General features: G+C 67.1%; 22 protein-coding genes. 9 read left to right on the top strand and 13 right to left on the bottom strand.

Annotated elements, in window-relative coordinates:
* Positions 1-5: 5 nt before the first annotated feature.
* From GSH16_RS03425 to GSH16_RS03405, 5 genes are all read right to left on the bottom strand, one after another.
* Entirely contained in the window at positions 6-1,007 is a 1,002-nt protein-coding gene (locus GSH16_RS03425) for a BMP family lipoprotein (protein WP_160851907.1), read from the bottom strand.
* 160 nt (positions 1,008-1,167) lie between these two features.
* Positions 1,168-1,623 carry a GNAT family N-acetyltransferase gene (locus tag GSH16_RS03420; RefSeq protein WP_160851904.1) on the bottom strand — a complete coding sequence of 152 codons (456 nt, stop codon included), beginning with the start codon at positions 1,621-1,623 and terminating at the stop codon, positions 1,168-1,170.
* Positions 1,613-2,266 carry a tRNA (adenosine(37)-N6)-threonylcarbamoyltransferase complex dimerization subunit type 1 TsaB gene (tsaB, locus tag GSH16_RS03415; protein WP_160851902.1) on the bottom strand — a complete coding sequence of 218 codons (654 nt, stop codon included), beginning with the start codon at positions 2,264-2,266 and terminating at the stop codon, positions 1,613-1,615. Before tsaB ends, GSH16_RS03420 begins: the two co-directional genes overlap by 11 nt.
* Positions 2,256-2,816, bottom strand: coding sequence for a NifU family protein (locus GSH16_RS03410; RefSeq protein ID WP_160851900.1), 561 nt, complete (start codon positions 2,814-2,816; stop codon positions 2,256-2,258). Before GSH16_RS03410 ends, tsaB begins: the two co-directional genes overlap by 11 nt.
* 105 nt (positions 2,817-2,921) lie before the next feature.
* Positions 2,922-3,380, bottom strand: coding sequence for a universal stress protein (locus GSH16_RS03405; RefSeq protein WP_160851898.1), 459 nt, complete (start codon positions 3,378-3,380; stop codon positions 2,922-2,924).
* Between the two features lie 214 nt (positions 3,381-3,594).
* On the opposite strand from GSH16_RS03405, the gene GSH16_RS03400 reads away from it, so the two are divergent.
* Positions 3,595-4,254, top strand: a complete 660-nt coding sequence (locus GSH16_RS03400) for an outer membrane protein (RefSeq protein ID WP_160851896.1) — start codon at positions 3,595-3,597, stop codon at positions 4,252-4,254.
* A gap of 123 nt (positions 4,255-4,377) precedes the next feature.
* Here the strand turns inward: GSH16_RS03400 and trpS are convergent, their stop codons facing one another.
* Entirely contained in the window at positions 4,378-5,406 is a 1,029-nt protein-coding gene (gene trpS, locus GSH16_RS03395) for a tryptophan--tRNA ligase (RefSeq protein ID WP_160851894.1), read from the bottom strand.
* A gap of 84 nt (positions 5,407-5,490) precedes the next feature.
* Between trpS and GSH16_RS03390 the strand changes: the two genes are divergently transcribed.
* The gene (locus GSH16_RS03390) at positions 5,491-6,183 is read left to right on the top strand and encodes a rhomboid family intramembrane serine protease (protein ID WP_160851891.1); all 693 of its coding nucleotides are present in this window, start codon (positions 5,491-5,493) and stop codon (positions 6,181-6,183) included.
* A gap of 3 nt (positions 6,184-6,186) precedes the next feature.
* On the opposite strand, the gene murJ is transcribed toward GSH16_RS03390, so the two are convergent.
* Genes murJ through GSH16_RS03375 form a run of 3 tightly spaced genes read right to left on the bottom strand, consistent with a single transcriptional unit; the run spans position 6,187 to position 11,727 of the window.
* Positions 6,187-7,734 (bottom strand): murein biosynthesis integral membrane protein MurJ, encoded by a 1,548-nt coding sequence (gene murJ / locus GSH16_RS03385; protein ID WP_160852967.1) that lies wholly within the window; start codon positions 7,732-7,734, stop codon positions 6,187-6,189.
* 2 nt (positions 7,735-7,736) lie between these two features.
* Positions 7,737-10,535 (bottom strand): [protein-PII] uridylyltransferase, encoded by a 2,799-nt coding sequence (locus tag GSH16_RS03380; protein ID WP_160851889.1) that lies wholly within the window; start codon positions 10,533-10,535, stop codon positions 7,737-7,739.
* A 4-nt stretch (positions 10,536-10,539) separates the two neighbouring features.
* A complete protein-coding gene (locus tag GSH16_RS03375) occupies positions 10,540-11,727 on the bottom strand; it encodes a penicillin-binding protein activator (protein ID WP_160851887.1) in 1,188 nt (395 codons plus the stop codon).
* Between the two features lie 110 nt (positions 11,728-11,837).
* On the opposite strand from GSH16_RS03375, the gene rsmI reads away from it, so the two are divergent.
* The 4 genes from rsmI to GSH16_RS03355 are packed head-to-tail and all read left to right on the top strand — an operon-like array spanning position 11,838 to position 15,044.
* Positions 11,838-12,698, top strand: a complete 861-nt coding sequence (rsmI, locus tag GSH16_RS03370; RefSeq protein WP_160851885.1) for a 16S rRNA (cytidine(1402)-2'-O)-methyltransferase — start codon at positions 11,838-11,840, stop codon at positions 12,696-12,698.
* Positions 12,699-12,705: 7 nt separating this feature from the next.
* On the top strand, positions 12,706-13,077 hold the full coding sequence (locus tag GSH16_RS03365) for a YraN family protein (protein ID WP_160851882.1): 372 nt from the start codon (positions 12,706-12,708) through the stop codon (positions 13,075-13,077).
* Between the two features lie 60 nt (positions 13,078-13,137).
* Positions 13,138-14,085 (top strand): glutathione synthase, encoded by a 948-nt coding sequence (gene gshB, locus GSH16_RS03360; protein WP_205523950.1) that lies wholly within the window; start codon positions 13,138-13,140, stop codon positions 14,083-14,085.
* On the top strand, positions 14,082-15,044 hold the full coding sequence (locus GSH16_RS03355; RefSeq protein ID WP_160851880.1) for an alpha/beta hydrolase fold domain-containing protein: 963 nt from the start codon (positions 14,082-14,084) through the stop codon (positions 15,042-15,044). The genes gshB and GSH16_RS03355 overlap by 4 nt, the downstream gene beginning before the upstream one ends.
* Here the strand turns inward: GSH16_RS03355 and GSH16_RS03350 are convergent.
* The 4 genes from GSH16_RS03350 to cobU all read right to left on the bottom strand — a co-directional run bounded on the left by GSH16_RS03350 (position 15,025) and on the right by cobU (position 18,579).
* Complete coding sequence (locus tag GSH16_RS03350; protein WP_160851878.1) at positions 15,025-16,527, bottom strand: YifB family Mg chelatase-like AAA ATPase; 1,503 nt, start codon at positions 16,525-16,527, stop codon at positions 15,025-15,027. The genes GSH16_RS03355 and GSH16_RS03350 overlap by 20 nt on opposite strands.
* Positions 16,528-16,613: 86 nt before the next feature.
* Positions 16,614-17,327 (bottom strand): glutathione S-transferase, encoded by a 714-nt coding sequence (locus GSH16_RS03345; protein WP_160851875.1) that lies wholly within the window; start codon positions 17,325-17,327, stop codon positions 16,614-16,616.
* 104 nt (positions 17,328-17,431) lie between these two features.
* Positions 17,432-18,019: a histidine phosphatase family protein gene (locus GSH16_RS03340; protein WP_160852963.1), complete on the bottom strand. Its 588-nt coding sequence runs from the start codon at positions 18,017-18,019 to the stop codon at positions 17,432-17,434.
* Positions 18,019-18,579, bottom strand: coding sequence for a bifunctional adenosylcobinamide kinase/adenosylcobinamide-phosphate guanylyltransferase (gene cobU, locus GSH16_RS03335; protein WP_160851873.1), 561 nt, complete (start codon positions 18,577-18,579; stop codon positions 18,019-18,021). Before cobU ends, GSH16_RS03340 begins: the two co-directional genes overlap by 1 nt.
* 132 nt (positions 18,580-18,711) lie before the next feature.
* On the opposite strand from cobU, the gene coaBC reads away from it, so the two are divergent.
* Genes coaBC through GSH16_RS03320 form a run of 3 tightly spaced genes read left to right on the top strand, consistent with a single transcriptional unit; the run spans position 18,712 to position 21,145 of the window.
* Positions 18,712-19,908, top strand: coding sequence for a bifunctional phosphopantothenoylcysteine decarboxylase/phosphopantothenate--cysteine ligase CoaBC (gene coaBC, locus GSH16_RS03330; RefSeq protein ID WP_160851871.1), 1,197 nt, complete (start codon positions 18,712-18,714; stop codon positions 19,906-19,908).
* Entirely contained in the window at positions 19,908-20,393 is a 486-nt protein-coding gene (dut, locus tag GSH16_RS03325; protein WP_235912915.1) for a dUTP diphosphatase, read from the top strand. The genes coaBC and dut overlap by 1 nt, the downstream gene beginning before the upstream one ends.
* 2 nt (positions 20,394-20,395) lie before the next feature.
* Entirely contained in the window at positions 20,396-21,145 is a 750-nt protein-coding gene (locus GSH16_RS03320) for a HesA/MoeB/ThiF family protein (RefSeq protein ID WP_160851868.1), read from the top strand.
* The last annotated feature ends 5 nt before the right edge of the window (positions 21,146-21,150 follow it).

Genomic DNA, 21,150 nt, shown 5'->3' with positions numbered 1-21,150 from the left:
GGGCCTTAGCTGACCGGGCAGGAATTGTCGGACATGAAGTCATGGACCGTGATCTCACCGGAGATGATCTTGGCCTTCGCGTCTTCCACGGCGGCACGCATCTCGTCGGAAATCAGGGCTTCGTTATGCTCGTCAACGGCATAGCCGACGCCATCTTCGGCCAGACCCATCACCTGGATGCCCGGGGTAAATGCACCCGCTTCCACATCGGCAAAGGCCTGGTAGACGGCATTGTCGACGCGCTTGAGCATCGAGGTCAGGACCGAACCGGGCTGCATGTAGTTCTGGTTGCTGTCCACGCCGATCGACTTGACGCCGGCATCGGCAGCTGCCTGCAGAACGCCGCGACCGGTGCCGCCGGCGGCCGCGTAGATCACGTCAGCGCCCTGGTCGATCTGGGCTTTGGTCAGTTCACCACCGCGCACCGGGTCGTTCCAGGCCGCAGCCGTGGTGCCGGTCATGTTCTGGAACACTTCCGCGTCCGGGTTGGTGTCCTTCACGCCCTGCACATAGCCGCAGGCGAATTTGCGGATGAGCGGAATGTCCATGCCACCGATAAAGCCGACCTTGCCGGATTCGGAAGCCATCGCGGCCAGAACGCCGACGAGGTAGGAGCCTTCATGCTCGTTGAAGACGACCGACCGCACGTTGGGCTGGTCGACGACCATGTCGATGATCACGAAATCCGTGTCGGGGAATTCGGACGCGACCGTGTCCATCGCGGCGCCATAGGCGAAACCGGCGACGACAACGGGGTTGTTGCCCTGCTGGGCGAAGCGGCGCAGGGCCTGCTCACGCTGGGATTCGGACTGGATTTCGAATTCGCGATATTCGACGCCCTTTTCCTCTTTGAAGCGCTCGGCGCCGTTATAGGCGGCTTCGTTGAAGGATTTGTCGAACTTGCCGCCCATGTCGAAGATGACTGCCGGGTTGAACTCCTCGGCAAAAGCGCCCGTGCTCAGGCCGAGAAGCGCTGCGGCTCCGACGAGTGTTTGGGTGAATTTCATGTGTACGCCTCCACTGCGTGTCAGATTATCTTCTGTTCCAGAGTCATCGGCCAGTTTGACCAAACGGTCAAGGACCAGAAGAGAAAGGGACTTTCCGGCGAGGAGTAAAGCGGGATGGACTTGCAACGGTCAATCTCTTTTTCCCCTCGGGGCCGCAGCGTCAGTTGGGGACGTCGCTCATGTCGCGGGCCGGTGCGGCTGGCGCAATATCCTTGCGCAAAACCAGCGCATCATGGCGCGTGCCGTCTGCCGGGTCGCGGAAATAGCCCGGTCGCAGGCCCGCTTGCGTGAAACCGGTCGCCCTGTAGAGCGCAAGCGCTTCCCCATTGCCGGCCGCCACTTCGAGGAAAATCTGTACAGCGCCTGACGCGCCGAGCCTGTCGAGCCCGTCCAGCAGTATGGCCTGCGCCAGCCCTTGCCGCCGCGCGTCCGGTGCGACGGCGATGGTCAGCAACTCGGCTTCCGTTCCGGTCTGCCGGAACAGGGCAAATCCCTGCGGGCGGGTGATGGCAAGGACGGCCGGGTCGGCAAGAAGGCGGGCGAATTCCGCGGCGCTCCACGGGCGCGGCACGGTGAAGCTGGCTGCGTGGATCGTGGCCATCGCCTCAGGCGTCATCGAGGATCACCGGCGGCGGATCGGCGGGCAGGGCGGCATCGGGTGCGCGCAGGTAGAGCGGCGCTGGCGCCGGCGCATCTGCGGGCGCGCGGCGCGCCAGCCGGACAAGATCGGCCGGCGCGGGCGTGATACAGCGCACCGGGACGGGCCAAATGTCCGCTATGGTCGCCGGAGCATCCGTCAGCCTGAGGCCGGCAAAACCGGGGTCGAGCGAGACTAGCGCGGTCTGGCGCGGATCGCCCGTCGCGGCGCCATCCACGAACGGTTGCACGAACACACGGTCCTGCCGCGCATCGACCATCGCCTCGACGGGGCCGTGCGTGCCATGCGCAATCCAGTCGAGCCGCGAGACGCCGACAGCGCGGCAGCCGAGCGACAGGGCCAACCCGCGCGCGGCGGCGACGGAAATCCGGATGCCGGTGAAATTGCCCGGTCCGGTCCCGACGGCGATCAAGTCCAGATTACGCCATGCGGCGCCTGCTTCGGCAAGCATCTCTTCGAGCATCGGGAAAAGCCGTTCGGCCTGTCCCTTCATCATCGGCTCGATCCGTTCCGCGAGCACCCTGTCCCCCGACAGCAAAGCGGCCGCGCAATGCGCGGCCGATGTGTCGAAGCCGAGGGCGAGGGGCGCGTCAGGTTGCAACGGGCCGGACCTCCAGCACTTCGGGGATATAGTGGCGCAGAAGGTTCTCGATGCCCATTTTCAGGGTCATGGTCGAGGAGGGGCAGCCCGCGCAGGCCCCCTGCATGTGCAGGTAGACCACGCCGCGGTCGAACCCGTGGAAGGTGATGTCGCCGCCGTCCTGCGCCACGGCAGGGCGCACCCGCGTGTCGAGCAGTTCCTTGATCTGGTTCACCACCTCGCCGTCCGGCCCGTCATGTTCGGCATGGCCGACCGCGCCGGACTCGTCCTCGATCACCGGCTGGCCGGACTGGAAATGTTCCATGATCGCGCCCAGCAGCGAGGGTTTGATATGGTCCCACTCAGCCCCATCTGACTTGGTCACTGTCACGAAATCCGGGCCGAGAAACACGCCCGTCACGTCACCGGTCTGGAACAGACGATGCGCGAGCGGCGATTTTTCCGCAGCTTCCGCCGTGGGGAAATCTGCCGTGCCCGCAGGCAGGACGGTCTGCCCGGGCAGGAATTTCAGCGTTGCCGGGTTCGGCGTGGATTCGGTCTGGATGAACATGGTGCGCGAGCCTTTCTTGCGTGAGGTTTAGATGCGCTTTCCGAACAAAAAAGTCAAGTTATCTGGAATCTTTCTAAATCGCCGCGGGCAGAGCGCGCCCGCCCGTCAGGATACGGCGATGATATCTTCTTTGCTCATGCTGCCGGGCACCACGGTCACGGGCACTTTCATGTCGGCGGCCATGCGGCCGGCAAGCTGGCTGACAAGCGGGCCGGGACCGTCGCCGCGCGCGCCAGCGCCGAGCACCAGCACGCCGATTTCGGGATCCTCGCGGATCTGGGCGAGCACTTCGGTCACTTTCTCGCCCTCGCGGATCACCAGTTCGGGGGTCAGCCCCTCCTTGTCCTGCATCCATTTCGCGAAAACGGTGAAATGTTCCTCGATCCGCTCGCGCGCTTCGGCGCGCATGGTTTCGGCCACGCCGATCCAGTGCTGGAACTCCTCCGGCGCGATGATCCCGAGGATCTCGACCGCGCCGCCGGTCTTGTTGGCGCGGATTGCCGCGAACCGGAGCGCATTCAGGAACTCCGGGGAATCGTCCATGACGACCAAGAACTTACGCACAATTTTCCTCCCGCTCGTGCGGGGCGAGTGTGCCGGATCGGTCCTGTCCGATCAAGCGTGCCGCACGGTGGCTTGCCGTCGCAGGCGGCGGGTCCGGTGGTTCACGGATCGCTCAACCCAACGTCACAAGGGTGTGAGGCACGAAACCGAATGGAGGCTGGGGCGTATTGGTTCCATTCGATCCCATTCCGATCCAACTTCGCGGAGAGTTAAAATGTTGAAACCCATTCTGGCGATGACGACCGCCGCTGCGCTCATGCCGGCCGTCGCATCGGCCGATCCGCTCTTCTACAACGGCTTCTATGCCGGTGTGCAGGGCCAGCTGACCTACAAGAATTCGCAGGACTTCACTTTCGCGCCCGGCGCGGACATCAAGACCGACCTCGACACCGGCTATGGTGCGGGTCTCGTGCTCGGCTACGGCTTCGGGGATTTCGGGGCCGGTGGCGCCCGTGGTGAACTGGAACTGGCCTACACCAAGGCTGATGTGGAAAGCCACGCGCTGAACGGCGCCAAGCAGGACGGGTCGCGCGGTACGGTCACGACCACCGCGGCCTTCCTGAACGGCTATTACGACTTCCGCATCGCCAACCCGCGCGTTTCGCCCTACCTCGGCGCCGGTATCGGCTATGGCGAGGTGAAATTCGACGATTACGGGATTCCGGGCGTCCAGGCGCTGAACGACAGCACCCGGACATGGGGTTACCAGCTGATGGGCGGTGTCTCCTATGCGCTGAACGACCGTTCCGCGCTCTATGGCGATATCCGGTTCAAGTCGTTCCCCGGCACGTCGGTCACGTCCGAAGGCGGCGTGAACAATGATATCGACGTGAACTCCACGTCGCTCAATATCGGTGTGCGCTTCGGCTTCTGATCCGCAAACCGTTCGGAGCCGGTTCGCCTGAACAGCCTGCGCAGGCACACCGGTCCAAAGAGTTGCGCCCGCTCCGGTTCCCCCGGGGCGGGCGCATCTTGTTCGGGCGGCGCAGGCGCCGGATCAGATCTGTCGCGGACGCACGAAGCCGACAATGTCATAGGTGCGGTCGAGGATCGGGTCGGCAATCGCCCGAGCCTTGTCCGCGCCCATCGTCAGGATGCGGTCGATCTCTGCCGGGTCCTGCATCAGGTCGGCCATCCGGGTCGAAATTGGCTCCAGCTTCGCGACGGCCAAATCCGCAAGCTTCGGCTTGAACTGGCCGAACTGCGCGCCGGCAAACTCGCCGAGCACCGCGTCGGGCGTGCTGTCGGAGAGCGCGGCATAGATCTCGACCAGATTGCGCGCCTCGGGGCGGTCGTCCAGCCCCTTCACCGTGTCGGGCAACGGGTCGGGATCGGTGCGGGCCTTGCGGATCTTCTTCGCGATCGTGTCGGCATCGTCGGTCATGTTGATCCGCTCCATGTCCGATTCGCCCGACTTGGACATTTTCTTGGTCCCGTCGCGCAGGTTCATCACCCGCGTCGCCGGGCCTTCGATGATCGGCTCGGGCTGCGGGAAGAAATCCGGCACGCCATAGTCGGTGTTGAACTTGGCCGCGATGTCGCGGGTCAGTTCCACATGCTGCTTCTGGTCCTCGCCCACCGGCACGTGGGTCGCGTGGTAGATCAGGATGTCGGCCGCCATCAGCGACGGGTAGGCATACAGCCCGAGCGAGACCTTTTCGCGATTCTTGCCGGCCTTGTCCTTGAACTGGGTCATCCGGTTCATCCATCCGACCCGCGCCACGCAGTTGAAGATCCAGCCCAGTTCGGCATGGGCCGCGACCTGGCTCTGGTTGAAGAGCGTCGAGCGCGTAGGATCGATCCCGGCGGCAAGATAGGCGGCGGCCAGTTCGCGGGTCGCATGTTTCAGGTCGGCCGGGTCCTGCCAGACCGTGATCGCATGCATGTCGACGACACAATAGATCGTCTCCATCTCTCCTTGCATGTCGACAAAGCGCTTGATGGCGCCAAGATAGTTCCCCAGTGTCAGGCCGCCGGACGGCTTGATCCCGGAAAAGACACGAGGCGTGTGGACCGCATCGGTCATGGTGTGGACCCTTTCAATACTGCAACTCGCGACCTTATCGCCGCAGGACGGGACAGCGTCAACAGACGGCGGAGCAGGGGAGTCATGGACGCACAACGCCAGCCGATCTTTCTGCCGGTCCCGTGGCCGGTCTGGCTTCTTGTGGGGCTGATCCTTGTCCCCGAGATCATTCTCTCCGGTGCGGGTTTCGGGCTATGGGGCGGGGCCGAAGGGATCGGCTGGCGGAGCGAGGCGCTCGTCCGGTTTGCCTTCTTCGATGCGCATTTCGAACATGTGCGGCAGACCGGAAGGGACATGGCCGGTCTCGTCACGCGGACCTTGAGTTACAGTTTCGTTCATTTCGCACCGCTCCATGCCGGGCTGGCGGCGGCGATCGCGCTGGCGCTCGGCACCGCCGTGGCGCGTCGGTTTGCGCCCCTGCCGTTCCTGATGCTCCTGATCCTTTCGGCGGCCGCCGGGGCGATGGCCTTCGGGCTGGCCACGCAGGCGCGCGTGCCGCTCGCCGGCGCCTACCCGATGATCTACGGGCTCATCGGCGCCTATAGCTGGACGCTGTTCCTCGCCGCCGGAACCGACCGGCGCAAGCAGGTGGCGGCCTTCCGTCTGATCGGCGTGCTGGTGGTGCTGCAATTCATCTACCGCGCGATCCTTGGGGGCGGGCCGGACTGGGTGGCCGATCTGGCGGCCTTCGGCGCAGGGTTCCTTTTGTCCTTCGGGCTGGCCGATGACGGGCCGGACAGGTTGCGCGGCTGGCGCGACCGGCTGCGCCAGCGCTGAGCGTCAGCCCTTGCGGCGGCGCAGGGCCGTGGCCAGTGCCGCGCGATCGAGACCGCCCAGGGCGATCGCGAAAGCCGCATAGCCGGCCATGCCCGCCGCCACGAGGATCAGGAGCGCCGGGTAGCGCAGCACCGCATCCGCGAGCCATGGCGCGAGCAGCCGTGCGACAGCGAGGAGCAGCCCACCCATCAGCAGGCTTGCCAGCGCAAGGCGCGGCGCACGTCGTCGCAACTCATCGTCGATGCGCGCCGCGTCCCCCATGCCGCGGGCGTTCCACCACAGAAGGCCGGTATTGATCCAGCCCGCAAGACTCGTGCCGACGGCGGCGGCGGTATAGCCGATCACCGGGGCAAGCCCGACGGCCAGCACCACATTCACCAGCATCGCAACCAGCGCGAAATAGAACGGGTGCTTCGTGTCCTCGCGGGCAAAATAGAGCGGCGACAGCACCTTTTGCAGCACGAAGGCCGGCAGGCCCACGCCGTAGATCGCAACCGCAATGGCGGTCTTGACCGTGTCGTCTGCGCTGAAGGCGCCCCGCTCGTAGAGCGTCGAGACAAGCGGCGTCGCGACCACCACGAGCGCGACCGCAGCCGGCAGGGTCAGCGCAAGCGAAAATTCCGCCGCGCGGTTCGCGGCCCAGCGGCTGCCCGGCACGTCATCGGCCTGCAGCCGGCGTGACAGATCGGGCAGGAGCACCACCCCGACCGCGATGCCCACCACGCCGAGCGGCAACTGGTAGAGCCGGTCGGCATAGTTGAGCCAGGCGACTGCCCCGTCGAAATAGGAGGCGACCTGCCGACCGACCACCAGATTGACCTGCACGACCCCGCCGGCAAGCGCGGCCGGCGCGGCGATGATCGCGAGCCGCTTCAGGTCGGGGGTAATCTGTGGCAGGCGCGGGCGGATGCGCAGGCCGATCTTCTCCGCCCCCCACCAGACCAGCGCCAGTTGCACGATCCCGGCCACCGGCACAGACCATGACAGGGCCCAGCCCGTGTCCCAGCCATAGCGGCGGGACATCAGGATCGCCGAGATCAGGATGAGGTTGAGGAACACCGGCGCGGCGGCGGCGAGCGCGAAGCGTCCGGCGGCGTTCAGAACGCCCGACAGAAGGGCCGCGAGCGAGATGAAAAGGATATAGGGGAACACCACCACCCCGTAGCCGACGGCCAGCCCGAACCGTTCGTCGCCGGCAAAGCCGCTCGCGAGCAGCATCACCATCCAGGGCATGAAAAGCTGCGCCACCAGCGTCAGCAGGATCAGGATCATCGCCAGTCCCGACAGGGCGTCGGAGGCAAATTCCTCGGCATCCTTGCCCGCCTCCAGTTTCTTGGAGAACATCGGCACGAACGCCATGTTGAACGCGCCCTCGGCAAAGAAGCGACGGAACATGTTGGGCAGGGTGAAGGCGACAAGGAACGCCTCTGCCACCGCGCTCGACCCGAGTGTGCCCGCGATCAGAACATCGCGCAGAAACCCGAAGAGCCGGCTTGCGAGCGTCCAGCCGCCCACGGTCAGGAACGCGGGCAGAAGGCGGATGCCCCGCACGCTCACGAGATCATCATCTCCACACCCCGCGCGATGGCCGAGCGCAGCCGCTCTTCGATCATCTTCTGTTTCGCCTCGGAATGGATTTTCAGACCGAACAGGTCCTTCACGTAGAACGCATCCACTGCCTGTTCGCCATAAGTGGCGATGATCGCGCTGGAAATGGAGATGTTGCAGTCGGTCATCGTCCGCGCAAGGTCATGCAGAAGCCCAGGCCGGTCGCGCGTGTCCACCTCGATGATGGTGAAAATATCCGATCCCTGATTGTCGAAGGTGATCGCCGTCGGCACTTCGAAATCGCGTTCGCGCTTCTTGACCTTGTCGCGGCTGCGCAATTCGTCGCGCGGCACCACCTCGCCCAGCAGCGAGCGGTCGATCATCCGCCGCAGCCGGTCGAGGCGCTGGGCCTCATAGGGGTGGCCCTCGCCATCCTGGATCCAGAACACGGCCGTCGCCAGCCCGTCATTGGTCGTATAGGTCCGTGCATCGACCACGTTCGCGCCGACCAGCGCGAGCGCGCCTGCGAGCCGCGCGAAGAGGCCCGGATGGTCCTGCATCATGAAGCAGATGCGGGTGGCGTCGCGGTCGAGATCGGGTTCGATCGCGGAGGCAAAGCCGCTGTCCGCCAGCTCCTTCTGGAGCCGCGCGAAGACCAGATGCGTGCCGCCATCCAGCCCGAGCCAGTAGGGCGCGTAATGGCGCTCGATCTCGGCCTCGATCTCGGGGTCCGACCAGTCGCCGTCCAGCTTGGCCCGCAGGTCGGCCTTGGCCTCGACCTCCAGTTCCTTGCGGGTCTGGCTCTCGTGCCCGTCGGTGAGCATGTCCATGGTCTGGGCGTAGAGGTCGCGCAGGAGCATGGCCTTCCAGTTGTTCCACACGCCCGGTCCCACGCCGCGGATATCGCAAACGGTCAGAACGGTCAGAAGCTTCAGCCGCGCGGGGCTTTGCACGATACGGGCAAAGTCGCGCACGGTGCGCGGGTCCGACAGGTCGCGTTTCTGCGCCACGTCCGACATGAGCAGATGGTTGCGCACCAGCCAGACCACCGTGTCGACCTCATGCTCGTCGAGACCGAGCCGCGGGGCGAGTCGTGTCGCGATTTCCGCGCCCACGACCGAATGGTCCTGCGGCAGGCCCTTGCCGATATCGTGGAGCAGGAGCGCCACATAGAGGATGCGGCGATTCACGCCCTTGCTCAGAATGTCGGAGGCAACGGGCAGTTCCTCCACCAGATCGCCATGTTCGATCTCGCTCAGCGTCGAGATGCAGCGGATCGTATGCTCGTCCACCGTGTAGTGGTGGTACATGTTGAACTGCATCATCGCGACGATCCGGCCGAACTCCGGCAGGAAGGTGCCGAGCACGTTCAACTCGTTCATCCGCAGGAGCGCGCGCTCGGGATTGCCGTGGTCGAGCAGGAGCCCGAGGAAGATGCGGTTGGCCTCGGGATCGTCGCGCACCGTGTCGTCGATCAGGTCGAGATTGGCCGCAACCAGCCGCATCGTGTCGGGATGGATCAGGATGCCGGTGCGCAGCGCAACCTCGAAGAGCCGCAGAATATTGACGGGATCGGCCAGAAACGCGTCCGGATCGGCCACGTTGAGCCGCCCGTGCAGTTCCTCGTAGCCTTTCGGCATCTGGTTGCGCCCGAAGCCGATGGCCCGCGCGATCGAGCGGGTCAGGTTCGGGCGCTGCTTCACGTGACGAGCTTCAAGCGCGGCCAGGAAGATGCGGGTCAACTCGCCCACATGGCGGGCATGCGTGTAGTAGAGCTGCATGAACCGCTCGACCCCGCGCTGCCCGTCGGCATCCTCGAACCCCATCGCGGCGGCGACCTCGACCTGCGCGTCGAAAGTCAGTTGCTCGTTGGCGCGGCGGCTCATCAGGTGCAGGTTGCAGCGCACCGCCCAGAGGAACTCCTCGGCTTCGGCAAAGATGCGGAACTCGTCTTCGGTGAAGACGCCGCTGTCGATCAGGTCGGTCGGTTCCTTGACCTGATTGATGTATTTCGCGATCCAGAACAGCGTCTGGAGGTCGCGCAGTCCGCCCTTGCCCTCTTTCACATTCGGTTCGACCAGATAGCGCGATCCGCCCGTGCGCCGGTGGCGTGCAGCCCGTTCCTCGAGCTTGGCCTCGACAAATTCGGGCCCGGTCTTGAGGAAAATCTCGTTCCAGAGCCGCTTGTCGAGGTCGCGGGCAAGCCCTTCGTCGCCGAGCAGGAACCGCTGTTCGAGGAGCGCCGTTCGGATGGTGATATCCTCCCGCGCGAGGCGCAGGCAGTCTTCCACCGTGCGGGTCGCATGGCCGACCTTCAACCGCAGGTCCCACAGCGTGTAGAGCACACTCTCGATGATGCTCTCGCCCCAGGCGGTCTGCTTGTAGGGCGTCAGGAAGAGCAGATCGACGTCCGAGAAAGGCGCCATCTCGCCGCGCCCGTACCCCCCCACAGCCAGCAGGCTGATCCGCTCGCCCGCCGTGGGGTTCGGGTTCGGGTGCAGCCAGCGTTCGGCCAGTTCCATCGTCAGCAGCACGATCTGGTCGGTTAGCCACGCGTAGGAGCGGACAACGGGTGCTGCGTGGAACGGATGCGCGGTCACATAATCCGCAATCATCGCCCGTGCGGCCGTGTTGGCCGCGCCAAGGATTTTCACCGCCGCCGTGCGCAGCGCGGTCAGGTCCTTGGCATCCTGAGCCGCGGCCTCGATCTCGGCGCGCAGCGCGGCACTGTCGAACAGGATGTCAGGCGCCGCGACCAGATCGAAAGGCGTGGGCGGCGACGCCGTCTGGTGGATCGGAGCCATCGCGTCAGGACGCTTCCGCGGCAAAGCTGCGCGGCGCGGGAGCAATCACGGTGGCGATGCCGCCTTCGCCGACCTGCATCACGGCAAGACCCCGCTCGTTGCCGCCATTGTCGCGGAAGCGGAAGATGCCGGTGACACCCGCAAAGCCGGACGGATCGGTGATCCGGTCGGAGGAGAAGGGCGTCTGGTCGCCAGCCGCGCGCGCGTCGCGCAACATGGTGCCGATTGCCGCGATCCCGTCATAGGCCAGACCCGACAATTCATGCGGCGGCACACCGAACTGGCCCTCGTAGCGGGTCGCAAACGCCGCGCCGAGGCCCGGATCGGGCAGGGCGAACCAGCCACCGCGCAGACTCGGCTGCTGCATCACCTCGCGGCTTGCATCCCAGCGGGTCAGGCCGAGATATTGCGCGTCGCGCGGGCTGAGCCCTTCGGCCCGCAGGCTCGATGCAATGAAGGGCAGGCCACCTGTGGGCGTGTCGGTCAGCACCACGGCCTGCGCGCCCTGTGCGGTCAGGCCGGCCGCAATGGACCCCGCAGCGGAACTGATTCCGTTGAAGCTGAGCGGATAGGCGCTGGCGCCGGTGAAGGTCGCGCCCGACCGTGCTGCCGCGGCCTCGACCGCATCGCGGCCAAGCCGGCCTTCCAGACTGTCGGGATGGACCGCGGCCACGCGGCTCAGGCCTTGCCCGACGCCATAGCTGACAACGCGGTTGGCCACGTCCTCGAAGGTGACGCCGAGCAGGTAGAGCCCGTTGCCCGCGATCGCGCTGTTGTTGGACAGGCTGAAGACCGGGATGCCCTTGGGCCGGGCCACCTCGGCCGCGGCCGGTGCAGCGCTGGAGAAGAGCGGCCCGAGGAACACGGTCGCGCCCTCCTCTACCGCTTTCGTCGCCGCCGCGCGCGCGCCTTCGGCGGTGCCTTGGGTGGAATAGGTGGTCAGCTCGATCTCGACGCCCGACAGGTCGGATTGGGCCATGCGCGCGGCATTGACGAGGCTTTGCGCAAGCTGTTCGCGGCTCACATCGTCACTGCCGAGCGGCACCAGAAGCGCCACCTTGACCGGTTTCGCCGGATCGACCCGCGCGCCCGACGTGGGGCCGGTGGCGACATCACATCCCGCAAGGCCGAGGGTGGCCAATGCCAGAAGGGCCGGAACGAGCCGGAAAGGGCGGAGCAGGGTCTGTTTCATGATGCCTCGTCGGTGCTTGCAAGCCCGGGCCGGAGCCCGCAAACTGTGCGCCGCACACTAGTCGGCACCCCCGGTCAAGTAAACGGGCGCCGCGCAGCGAAAGGCCAAGCGTGACCATATCGACACCCGAGCTGACGCCCGGCCTCTATCTTGTGGCAACCCCGATCGGAACCGCGTCGGATATCACGCTCCGCGCGCTCGATATCCTGCGCCATGCCGACGTGATCGCGGCCGAGGATACGCGCAACACGCGGCGGCTGCTCGACCTGTTCGGCATTCCGCTCGGCGACCGCCCGCTTCTGCCCTATCACGACCATAACGGCGCGGCGCAACGGCCGAAGCTGCTCGCCCATATCGCGGCGGGCCGGACGGTGGCCTATGTGTCGGATGCCGGCACACCGCTCATTGCCGATCCGGGCTACCAGCTGGCACAGGCCGTGCGGGACGCGGGCCATCCGGTCACGGCAGCGCCGGGCGCATCGGCGCTGCTGGCCGCGCTTTCGGTCGCGGGGATGCCGACCGACCGGTTCATGTTTGCAGGCTTTCTGCCGAACAAGGGGGCCGCGCGGCGCAGCACGCTGGCCGAACTCGGGCCGGTGCCCGCTACACTCGTCTTCTTCGAATCTCCGAAGCGCCTTGCGGCCACGCTGCGCGACATGGCGGAGGTGTTCGGCCCCGCGCGCGAGGTCGCGATCTGCCGCGAACTGACAAAACGGTTCGAGGAGGTGCGCCGCGGCCCGCTCGGCGACATGGCGGGCGAACTGGCGGAGGTACCGGCCCCGAAAGGGGAGATCGTGCTCGTCCTCGGCCCGCCTGTCGCGCGTGAGGTGACGGATGAGGTGATCGACGAGGCCCTGCGCACAGCGCTTGCAACCGCCCGCGTGAAGGATGCGGCGGCGCAGGTGGCAGCGGAGCTCGGCCTGCCGCGCAAGACGGTCTACAGCCGGGCGCTGGCCCTGTCGGGCAAGTGAGCCGCGCGTGACCGGCACGGGCGCGCATCTGACCGGGGAGGCCGCCGAACGGGCGACCTGCGCGGCCTATGAAGCCGAGGGATATCGACGCGAGGCCGCGCGCTGGCATGGCGGCGGCGGAGAGATCGACCTGATCGTCTCGCGCGGCCCGCTTCTGGTCTTTGTGGAGGTGAAGGCGCGGCGCAGCCTGCGGAAAGCCGCCAACGCCCTGACTGCAGCGCAGAAGCGGCGCATCCTGCGCGCCGCACAGGCCTACCTGACCCAGCGCGACGCCGACCCGGACGAGATCCGGTTCGATCTGGTTGCGGTCGACCCGTCCGGGCGCTGCGCGCGGATCAAAGCGGCGTTTGATGCCGGTGAATTGGGTCTCGACAGTTGAAACATCGCGGCCGCTGGTCCAAGTGAGATCGGAACGGGATAGGCCAAGGACGGACAGATTATGGGATTGAAGGTTGCGTTTCAGATGGATCCGATCGACCGGATCGACATCAATGCCGACAGCAGCTTCCGGCTTGCCGAGGAAGCCGCCGCCCGCGGCCATGAGCTTTTCTACTACACGCCCGACCAGCTGGCCTATCAGGAAGGGCGCATCACCGCGCGCGGCTGGCCGCTCACCGTCCGGCGCGAGGTGGGCAACCATTTCACACTTGGCCAACGGCAGGAGGTCGATCTGGCCACGATGGATGTCGTCTGGCTGAGGCAGGATCCGCCCTTCGACATGGGCTATATCACCACGACCCATCTGCTCGACATGCTGCGCGGCTCGACCCTTGTGGTGAACGACCCGTTCTGGGTACGCAACTATCCCGAGAAGCTGCTGGTCCTTCAGTTTCCCGACCTGACGCCCCCGACCACCATCGCCCGCGATCTCGACACGCTGCGTGCTTTCAAGGAGAAGCACGGCGATATCATCCTCAAGCCGCTCTACGGCAATGGCGGGGCGGGCGTGTTCCGCCTGACGCCGGAGGACCGGAACCTCAATTCGCTGCACGAGCTTTTTGCCGGCATCAACCGCGAGCCGCTCATCGCGCAGAAATTCCTGCCCGACGTCTCGGCAGGTGACAAGCGGGTGATCCTTGTCGACGGGGAGCCTGTCGGCGCGATCAACCGTGTGCCGGCCAAGGGGGAGACCCGGTCCAACATGCATGTGGGCGGCCGGCCCGAAAAGGTCGGCCTGACCGCGCGCGACCGCGAGATCTGCGACCGGATCGGGCCGCTCCTGCGCGAGAAAGGCCAGATTTTCGTCGGCATCGACGTGATCGGCGGCAATCTGACCGAGATCAACGTGACCTCGCCCACCGGCATTCAGGAACTGGAGCGGTTCGACGGGATCAACGTGGCCGCGCAGATCTGGGAGGCCATCGAAGCGCGTCGCGCGACGCGATGAGCTTCCGTCTCGAAACCCTCAACCTCTGGCTTCGCTTCATCCAGAAGCCGCAGCTGATGCGATTGCGCGATCCCCAGCGGTCGCGCGACCTGTTCGAGCGGCAGGCGCGGCGCTATTTCCGCCCGCCCGCGGACATGCATGCCCAGGAGGATGCGCTGCGCCATGACGGGCGGCAGGTGCCGCTCCTCTGGGTCAGCGCCGGGCGGCCCGACCGCCGGCGGGTGCTCCTCTACTTTCACGGCGGGGCCTTCGTGACCGGCAGTCCGCGCACCCATGCCGCGCTGGCCGGTGCCCTGTCGGTGGTGAGCGGTATGCGTGTGGCGCTGCCCGCCTACCGGCTGGCGCCCGACCATCCTGCGCCTGCCGCGCTCGACGATGCGGAGGTCTGCTACCGCGCGCTGCTCGATGCGGGCTATGCGCCGGCCGACATAGCCTTTGCGGGCGATTCCGCGGGGGGCGGGCTGGCCTTGGCGCTCCTGCACCGGCTGCTCGCGCGGTCGCTGCCGGTGCCCGCCGCGCTTCTGCTCCTGTCCCCCTGGACCGATCTGACCGGATCGGGCGACAGTGTCCGGCGCAACGCCTTCGCGGACCCGACTCTGCCGTCCGCGCGCCTGCCCGATATCGCCGCGCTCTATGCCGCTGGGCGGGACCTGACCGATCCGGACCTGTCGCCGCTCTTCGGAACCTATACCGGCGCGCCGCCGGTCATGGTGCAGGTCGGCAAGTCGGAGATATTGCTCGATGACAGTGTCCGGCTGGCGCGGCAGTTGCGCCATGCAGGCGTCGATGTGCGGCTCGATATCTGGCGCAAGGCCCCCCATGGCTGGCAGCTCTTTTGCGGCTGGCTGCCCGAGGCTGACGAGGCGGTGGCACAACTGGGCGCTTTCCTGCGCGACCGGGTGGGTGCACCGGCGTCTTCGCGTGCGGAAGCTCCCACAGCTAGAGCGACCGGTAGCTGATCGCCTCGGCCACATGGGCGCGGTCAACCATCTCTGCCCCGTCGAGATCGGCAATCGTCCGCGCCACCCGCAAGACCCGGTGATAGCCCCGCGCGCTCAGCGACAGGCGCGCGCAGGCGTCCCGCAACAGGTGCAGCGCGGCCTCGGTCGGATCGGCGATGCGCGACAGAAGTTCCCCTTCGGCATCGGCATTGAGCCGCACATGGCTGCGCTCGGCAAAGCGTGCCGCCTGCCGGTCGCGAGCGGCGGCGACCCGCGCCGCAACCTCTGCGCTGCCCGGCCCCTCCGGCGCGGCAGCGACCAGATCGTCGGGCGACAGGGCCGGCAGGTCGATTGTCAGGTCGAACCGGTCGCGCAAAGGACCGGAGATGCGGGACAGATACTGTTCCGAACAGGCCGGCGCGCGGCTGCAGGCGCGTTCGGGATCGCCCAGATGCCCGCACCGGCAGGGGTTGGCCGCCGCCGCCAGAAGGAAGCGGCAGGGATAGCGCAGCCGGGCCGCCACGCGGGCGACTTCCACTTGCCCGGTTTCCAGCGGCTGGCGCAGCGTGTCGAGAATCTCCCGCCCGAATTCCGGCAGTTCGTCGAGGAACAGCACCCCGTGATGGGCGAGCGATATTTCCCCCGGCCCGGCCTTCCGTCCGCCGCCGATGAGCGCCGCGGCGGACGTGGTGTGATGCGGCGCGCGATAGGGTCGGGTCCGGCTCATGCCCGCGCGCGGCAGCTTGCCGGCCACCGACAGGATCATCGACAGTTCCAGCATCTCCGCTGCTGAAAGGGGCGGCAGCAGGCCCGGCAGGCGGGCGGCCAGCATCGATTTTCCGGCCCCGGGTGGGCCCATCATCAACAGGTGGTGGCGTCCGGCCGCGGCGATCTCGAGCACACGCTTCGCGCGGTCCTGCCCGCGCACGTCGCGCAGATCGGGCAATTCCGCGCCATCGGCAAGGGCCGAAGGCTCGGCTGGCGCCAGCGGTGCCTTGCCGGAGAAATGGTTGAGCAGCGCCAGCAGACTGTCCGCCCCGATGACGGATGTGCTGTCGATCCACGCGGCTTCGGCCCCGCAGGCGGCGGGGCAGGCAAAGCTCCGCCCCTCACCTGCGGCTGCGAGTGCCGCAGGCAGCGCCCCCGCGACCGGCAGCAGCCGCCCGTCGAGCGCCAGTTCGCCCATTGCCACGGTCTCGGCCACCAGTTCCGGCGGAATGACCTCCATCGCGGCGAGGATGGCGAGTGCGATCGGCAGGTCGAAATGCGCGCCCTCTTTCGGCAGATCGGCAGGGGCCAGGTTGATCGTCACCCGTTTCGCGGGCATGGCGATGCCAAGCTGGCCGAGCGCGGTGCGCACCCGTTCGCGGGCTTCCGACACCGCCTTGTCCGGCAGGCCCACGACATGGAAGGCCGGCAGCCCGCGGGTCAGCGAACATTCCACGTCGATCAGGCGGGCATCAATCCCGTCAAAGACAACCGACCGCGCCGCCGCGACCATGATCCACTCCCTCTCTCCGCCCGTCCTGACCGCCAAATAGGGGCAAACATGGCAAAGAAAGGGTTAACCGAACGGGCGTATCGGGGTCATATCGCGGGGCAGGGCTCGGGCCAGGGCTGCGGTTCGAGGTCAAGATCATAGCCGGGCTGAACGTATTTCTCCGCCAGTCCGGCCTCGCGCCATTCGCGGAAGGGACCGCTTTCGATCACCCGCGTCACATAAGCCGCGGCTGGCTCGGAAACAGGCAATGCATAGGTGGTGATCCGGCTCGCAACTGGTGCGTAGAACACGTCCGCCAAAGAATAGGCGCCGAAGAGCCAGTTGCCCTCCATACCGGCTGCGTCCCGCGCCGCAAATGCACCGGTCCAGAGCCGGTCGATCCGCTCCACATCCGCCATCACCGCCGCCGACGGGCGGAAATCGGGATAGGTGTGGCGCAGGTTCATCGTGCAATCGGTGCGCAGGTCGGTGAAGCCCGCATGCATTTCGGCCACCATGGACCGGGCCATTGCGCGGAGCGCCGGATCCGCGGGCCAGAAGCCGCGCTCGGGATGCCGCTCCGCCAGTGTCTCGGCCATGGCGAGACTGTCCCAGACCACGCTGCTCTGCCCGCCCGCGTCGATCCGCATCGCGGGCACGAGTTGCGCTGGCTTGTAAGCGTCCAGCATGTCCCGGAAGGCTTGTGATTTCATCCGTGCCCGGTCGATCTCCACCGGCAGGCCGAAGCCCGCGAAGAGGAGCCAGCCGCGCAGCGACCAGCTTGAATTGGTGCGATCCCCGATCGCGAGATGATAGGTCATCATTGGTCCTTTCCCTGTTGCGCCAGAGGCTAGCCGCAGGGCGCGGCACCGGTCCAATCAGCTTTTCTGGTCTTTCGGATCACGCGCCATGATCGGCGTGGCGGTCAGGGGCAATCGTTGACGCGTGCCACACGCCATTGGCCGGGACCGAGCGCGTCGATCCGCGTTACCGACAGATTGTCGATCCGGAAGGAGAAGACCGCAGCGGGCGGCATGCCGGTCGCGATCTGGAGCGCGGCAAGGATGGTGCCGAAATGGGCGTGGACCACAAGGTCCTCTGCTTTGTCTGTCCGGGCGTCGAGCGCGGAGATGCCCGCGGCCACACGGTCTCGGAACAGGTTCCAGCTTTCCCCGCCGGGCGGTGCCGTATCACCGGGCATTTCCCAGAAACGTCGCGACAGATCGGGCGCGTCCCGCGCCACATCGGCGAAGCTCCGGTTTTCCCAGTCGCCGAAATGCATCTCGCGCAGGTCGGGCAGCCGGAGCGCCAAATCGGGTGCCTGCCCGTGGGTCGCTGCTGCTGTCTGGATGCTGCGCTGCAGGGTGGAAGAGGCGACAGTCGCGCCGCCGGGCAGGGCGGCCGCCAGCCGTGCAATCCGGTCCCGGTCGCTCAGATCAGCGGGCAGGTCGGTCCAGCCGACCATGTTGCGCACGCCGGTCGGACCATGCCGCACCCACCACCAGCGGCGCATCAGGTCCACATGGCCGGGTCCGGCCCCTTGAGTGCGATCGGCAGGCCCGCAGCCACGAAGACGACGCGCTCGGCGGCTTCGGCAACCTGCTGGTTGAGCCGCCCTTGCGCGTCACGAAATGCGCGTCCGAGTGGAGTTTCGGGCACCAAACCCATCCCGACCTCGTTGCTGACGCAGATGACGGGCGCACCGGTGCGGCGGGCTGCAGCGGCAAGAAAGGCGTCGGTTTCCCGTGCGATATCCGCCTCGGCAAACATCAGGTTCGACAGCCAGAGCGTCAGGCAGTCGATCAGCACCGGCTGGTCCGGCGCGCAGGCATCCAGCGCGCCCGCCAGGTCGCGCGGCTCTTCGATGGTCACCCAATCCGGACCCCGCCGTGCGCGGTGTGCCGCTATCCTGTCGGACATCTCTCCGTCGAGCGCCGCGCCAGTGGCGATATAGGCCGGTCGCGGTCCCATGGCCGCCACGCGCGTCTCGGCCCAGCCGGATTTGCCGGACCGCGCGCCGCCAAGCACCAGCCCGAGCCGGAAACCGGCCTGTCCGTCCGCGTCGCTGCCCATGATCGCCTGTCCTCTCCCCGTCCGGTCCGCCCCTTTCTGCTAGCAGGTTGGCGGCGGGGCCGGAAGCCCGCGTGCTTGTGTCGCCCTGTCCGATCCCATAGACATCAGGAGAAGTGTCGCAAAGGACGCAGCATGCTGAACGGACGCAGAATTCTTCTGATCATCGGGGGCGGGATCGCGGCCTACAAGGCGCTCGACCTGATCCGGCGTCTGCGCGAGCGCGGCGCGGCGGTCACGCCGGTCCTGACCCGCGCCGGGCAGGAGTTCGTCACGCCCCTGTCGGTGTCCGCGCTGGCCGGCGAGCGGGTCTATACCGATCTGTTCGACCTGACCGACGAGGCCGATATGGGTCATATCCAGTTGTCCCGCGTGGCCGATCTGGTTGTCGTTGCGCCCGCCACGGCCGATCTGATGGCAAAGATGGCGCAGGGGCATGCCGACGATCTGGCCTCGACATTGCTGCTTGCGACCGACACGCCGGTGCTGGTCGCGCCCGCAATGAATGTGCGCATGTGGGACCATGCCGCGACGGCGCGGAACCGCGCGCAACTGGCCGCCGACGGCGTTGCTTTCGTCGGCCCGAACGAGGGCGACATGGCTTGCGGCGAATATGGTCCCGGGCGGATGGCGGAACCGATGGAAATCGTCGAGGCTGTGGGCGCGCAACTGGGCACCGGTCCGCTGGCCGGCCGCCATGTGATCGTGACCTCCGGTCCGACACATGAGCCGATCGACCCGGTGCGCTACCTTGCCAACCGCTCGTCGGGCGCGCAGGGCACCGCGCTGGCGCAGGCGCTTGTCCGTCTGGGCGCGCGGGTCACCTTCGTGACCGGTCCGGCGCGGGCCGCGCGGCCCGTCGGCTGCACGGTGGTGGAGGTGGAAACCGCGATCCAGATGCAGGACGCCGTGACCGCAGCCCTGCCGGCCGATGCGGCCATTTTCGCGGCGGCTGTGGCGGACTGGCGGATGCAGGCGGAGACCGGCTCGAAGATCAAGAAACAGGCGGGCGGTGCGCCACCGTCGCTGGACCTGACCGAGAATCCCGACATCCTGAAGGGCATTGCCGGGCTGGAGTCCGGCCGGCCGCAACTGGTTGTCGGGTTCGCGGCCGAGACCGACGATGTGGTCGCCCATGCCACGGCGAAGCGCGCGCGGAAAGGGTGCGACTGGATCGTCGCCAATGACGTGCGGCCGGAAACAGGGATCATGGGCGGGACCGACAATGCGGTGACCCTGATCACGGAGGACGGGGCCGAGGACTGGCCGCTCATGTCGAAGCGTGACGTGGCGCGCCGGCTCGCCGACCGGATTGCAAAGGCGCTCGGCTGATGCGGGTCGTGCCGGCCCCGATGGATCAGGCCGTTGCCATCGCGCGGCTGCCGGAAGCCGATCCGGCCGTGACGTTGCCCGACTACCAGACGGGGGGCGCCGCCGGCATGGACGTGCGGGCGAATTTCCCGCCGGCCGACCGAGATGCGGGTCTGGTGCTGGCGCCGGGTGCACGCGGGCTGGTGCCGGCAGGCTTCAGGGTCGCCATTCCGGACGGGTATGAGCTGCAAGTGCGTCCGCGCTCGGGTCTTGCGCTCAAGCAAGGGGTGTTCCTGATCAACGCGCCCGGCACGATCGACAGCGATTATCGCGGGCCGGTCGGCATCCTGATCGGCAATTTCGGGGACGCGCCGGTCGCCGTGACCCACGGGATGCGGATCGCGCAACTGGTGCTGGCACCCGTCACCCGTTGCCGCTGGCAGGAAGCCGCCTCGCTTGACGAGACCGCGCGCGGCAGCGGCGGTTTCGGCTCGACCGGCGTCTGACCATGGGATTTACCCCCGAAGAACTGGAACGCTACGCCCGCCATATCGTCCTGCGCGAGGTGGGCGGGACCGGCCAGCAGCGGCTGCGCGACGCGCATGTGCTGGTGATCGGCGCAGGCGGTCTCGGGGCGCCTGCGCTGCTCTATCTGGCGGCGGCAGGTTTGGGACGCCTCACCCTTGTCGATGACGACACGGTCAGCCTGTCGAACCTGCAGCGGCAGGTTCTGTTCCGCACCGGTGATATCGGCCGGCCCAAGGTGGAGGCAGCGGCAGAGGCGCTTGCGGCGCTCAATCCGCATCTGACGCTCCGCGCCGTGCCGGAGAGGTTCGGGGCGGAGACTGGCAAGGCGCTTTTTGCCGGGGTGGATCTGGTCATCGACGGGTCGGACAATTTCGCGACCCGACATGCGGTCAATGCGGCGGCGGTCGCGGCGGGGGTGCCGCTTCTGTCGGGTGCGATGAGCCAGTGGGAGGCGCAACTGTCGCTCTACGATCCGGCACGCGGCGCGCCCTGCTATGCCTGCATCTTCCCCGATGTGCCGGCAGACGGGCTCGTGCCCTCCTGCGCCGAGGCCGGGATCATCGGGGCGCTGCCGGGGGTCATCGGCGCGATGATGGCGCTTGAGGCGATCAAGGCGATCAGCGGTGCGGGCGAGGACCTGCGCGGCACGCTCCTGCTCTATGATGCGCTGGGCGCATCGATGCGGCGGATTTCCGTGGCGCGCCGCGCGGACTGTGCGGTCTGCGGTTAGGGGCG

It is taken from the genome of Oceanomicrobium pacificus, from assembly GCF_009833495.1.
Lineage (GTDB): Bacteria > Pseudomonadota > Alphaproteobacteria > Rhodobacterales > Rhodobacteraceae > Oceanomicrobium > Oceanomicrobium pacificus.
Note: the sequence above shows the minus strand (reverse complement) of the source record. Positions and strands in the feature narration are given on the sequence as shown.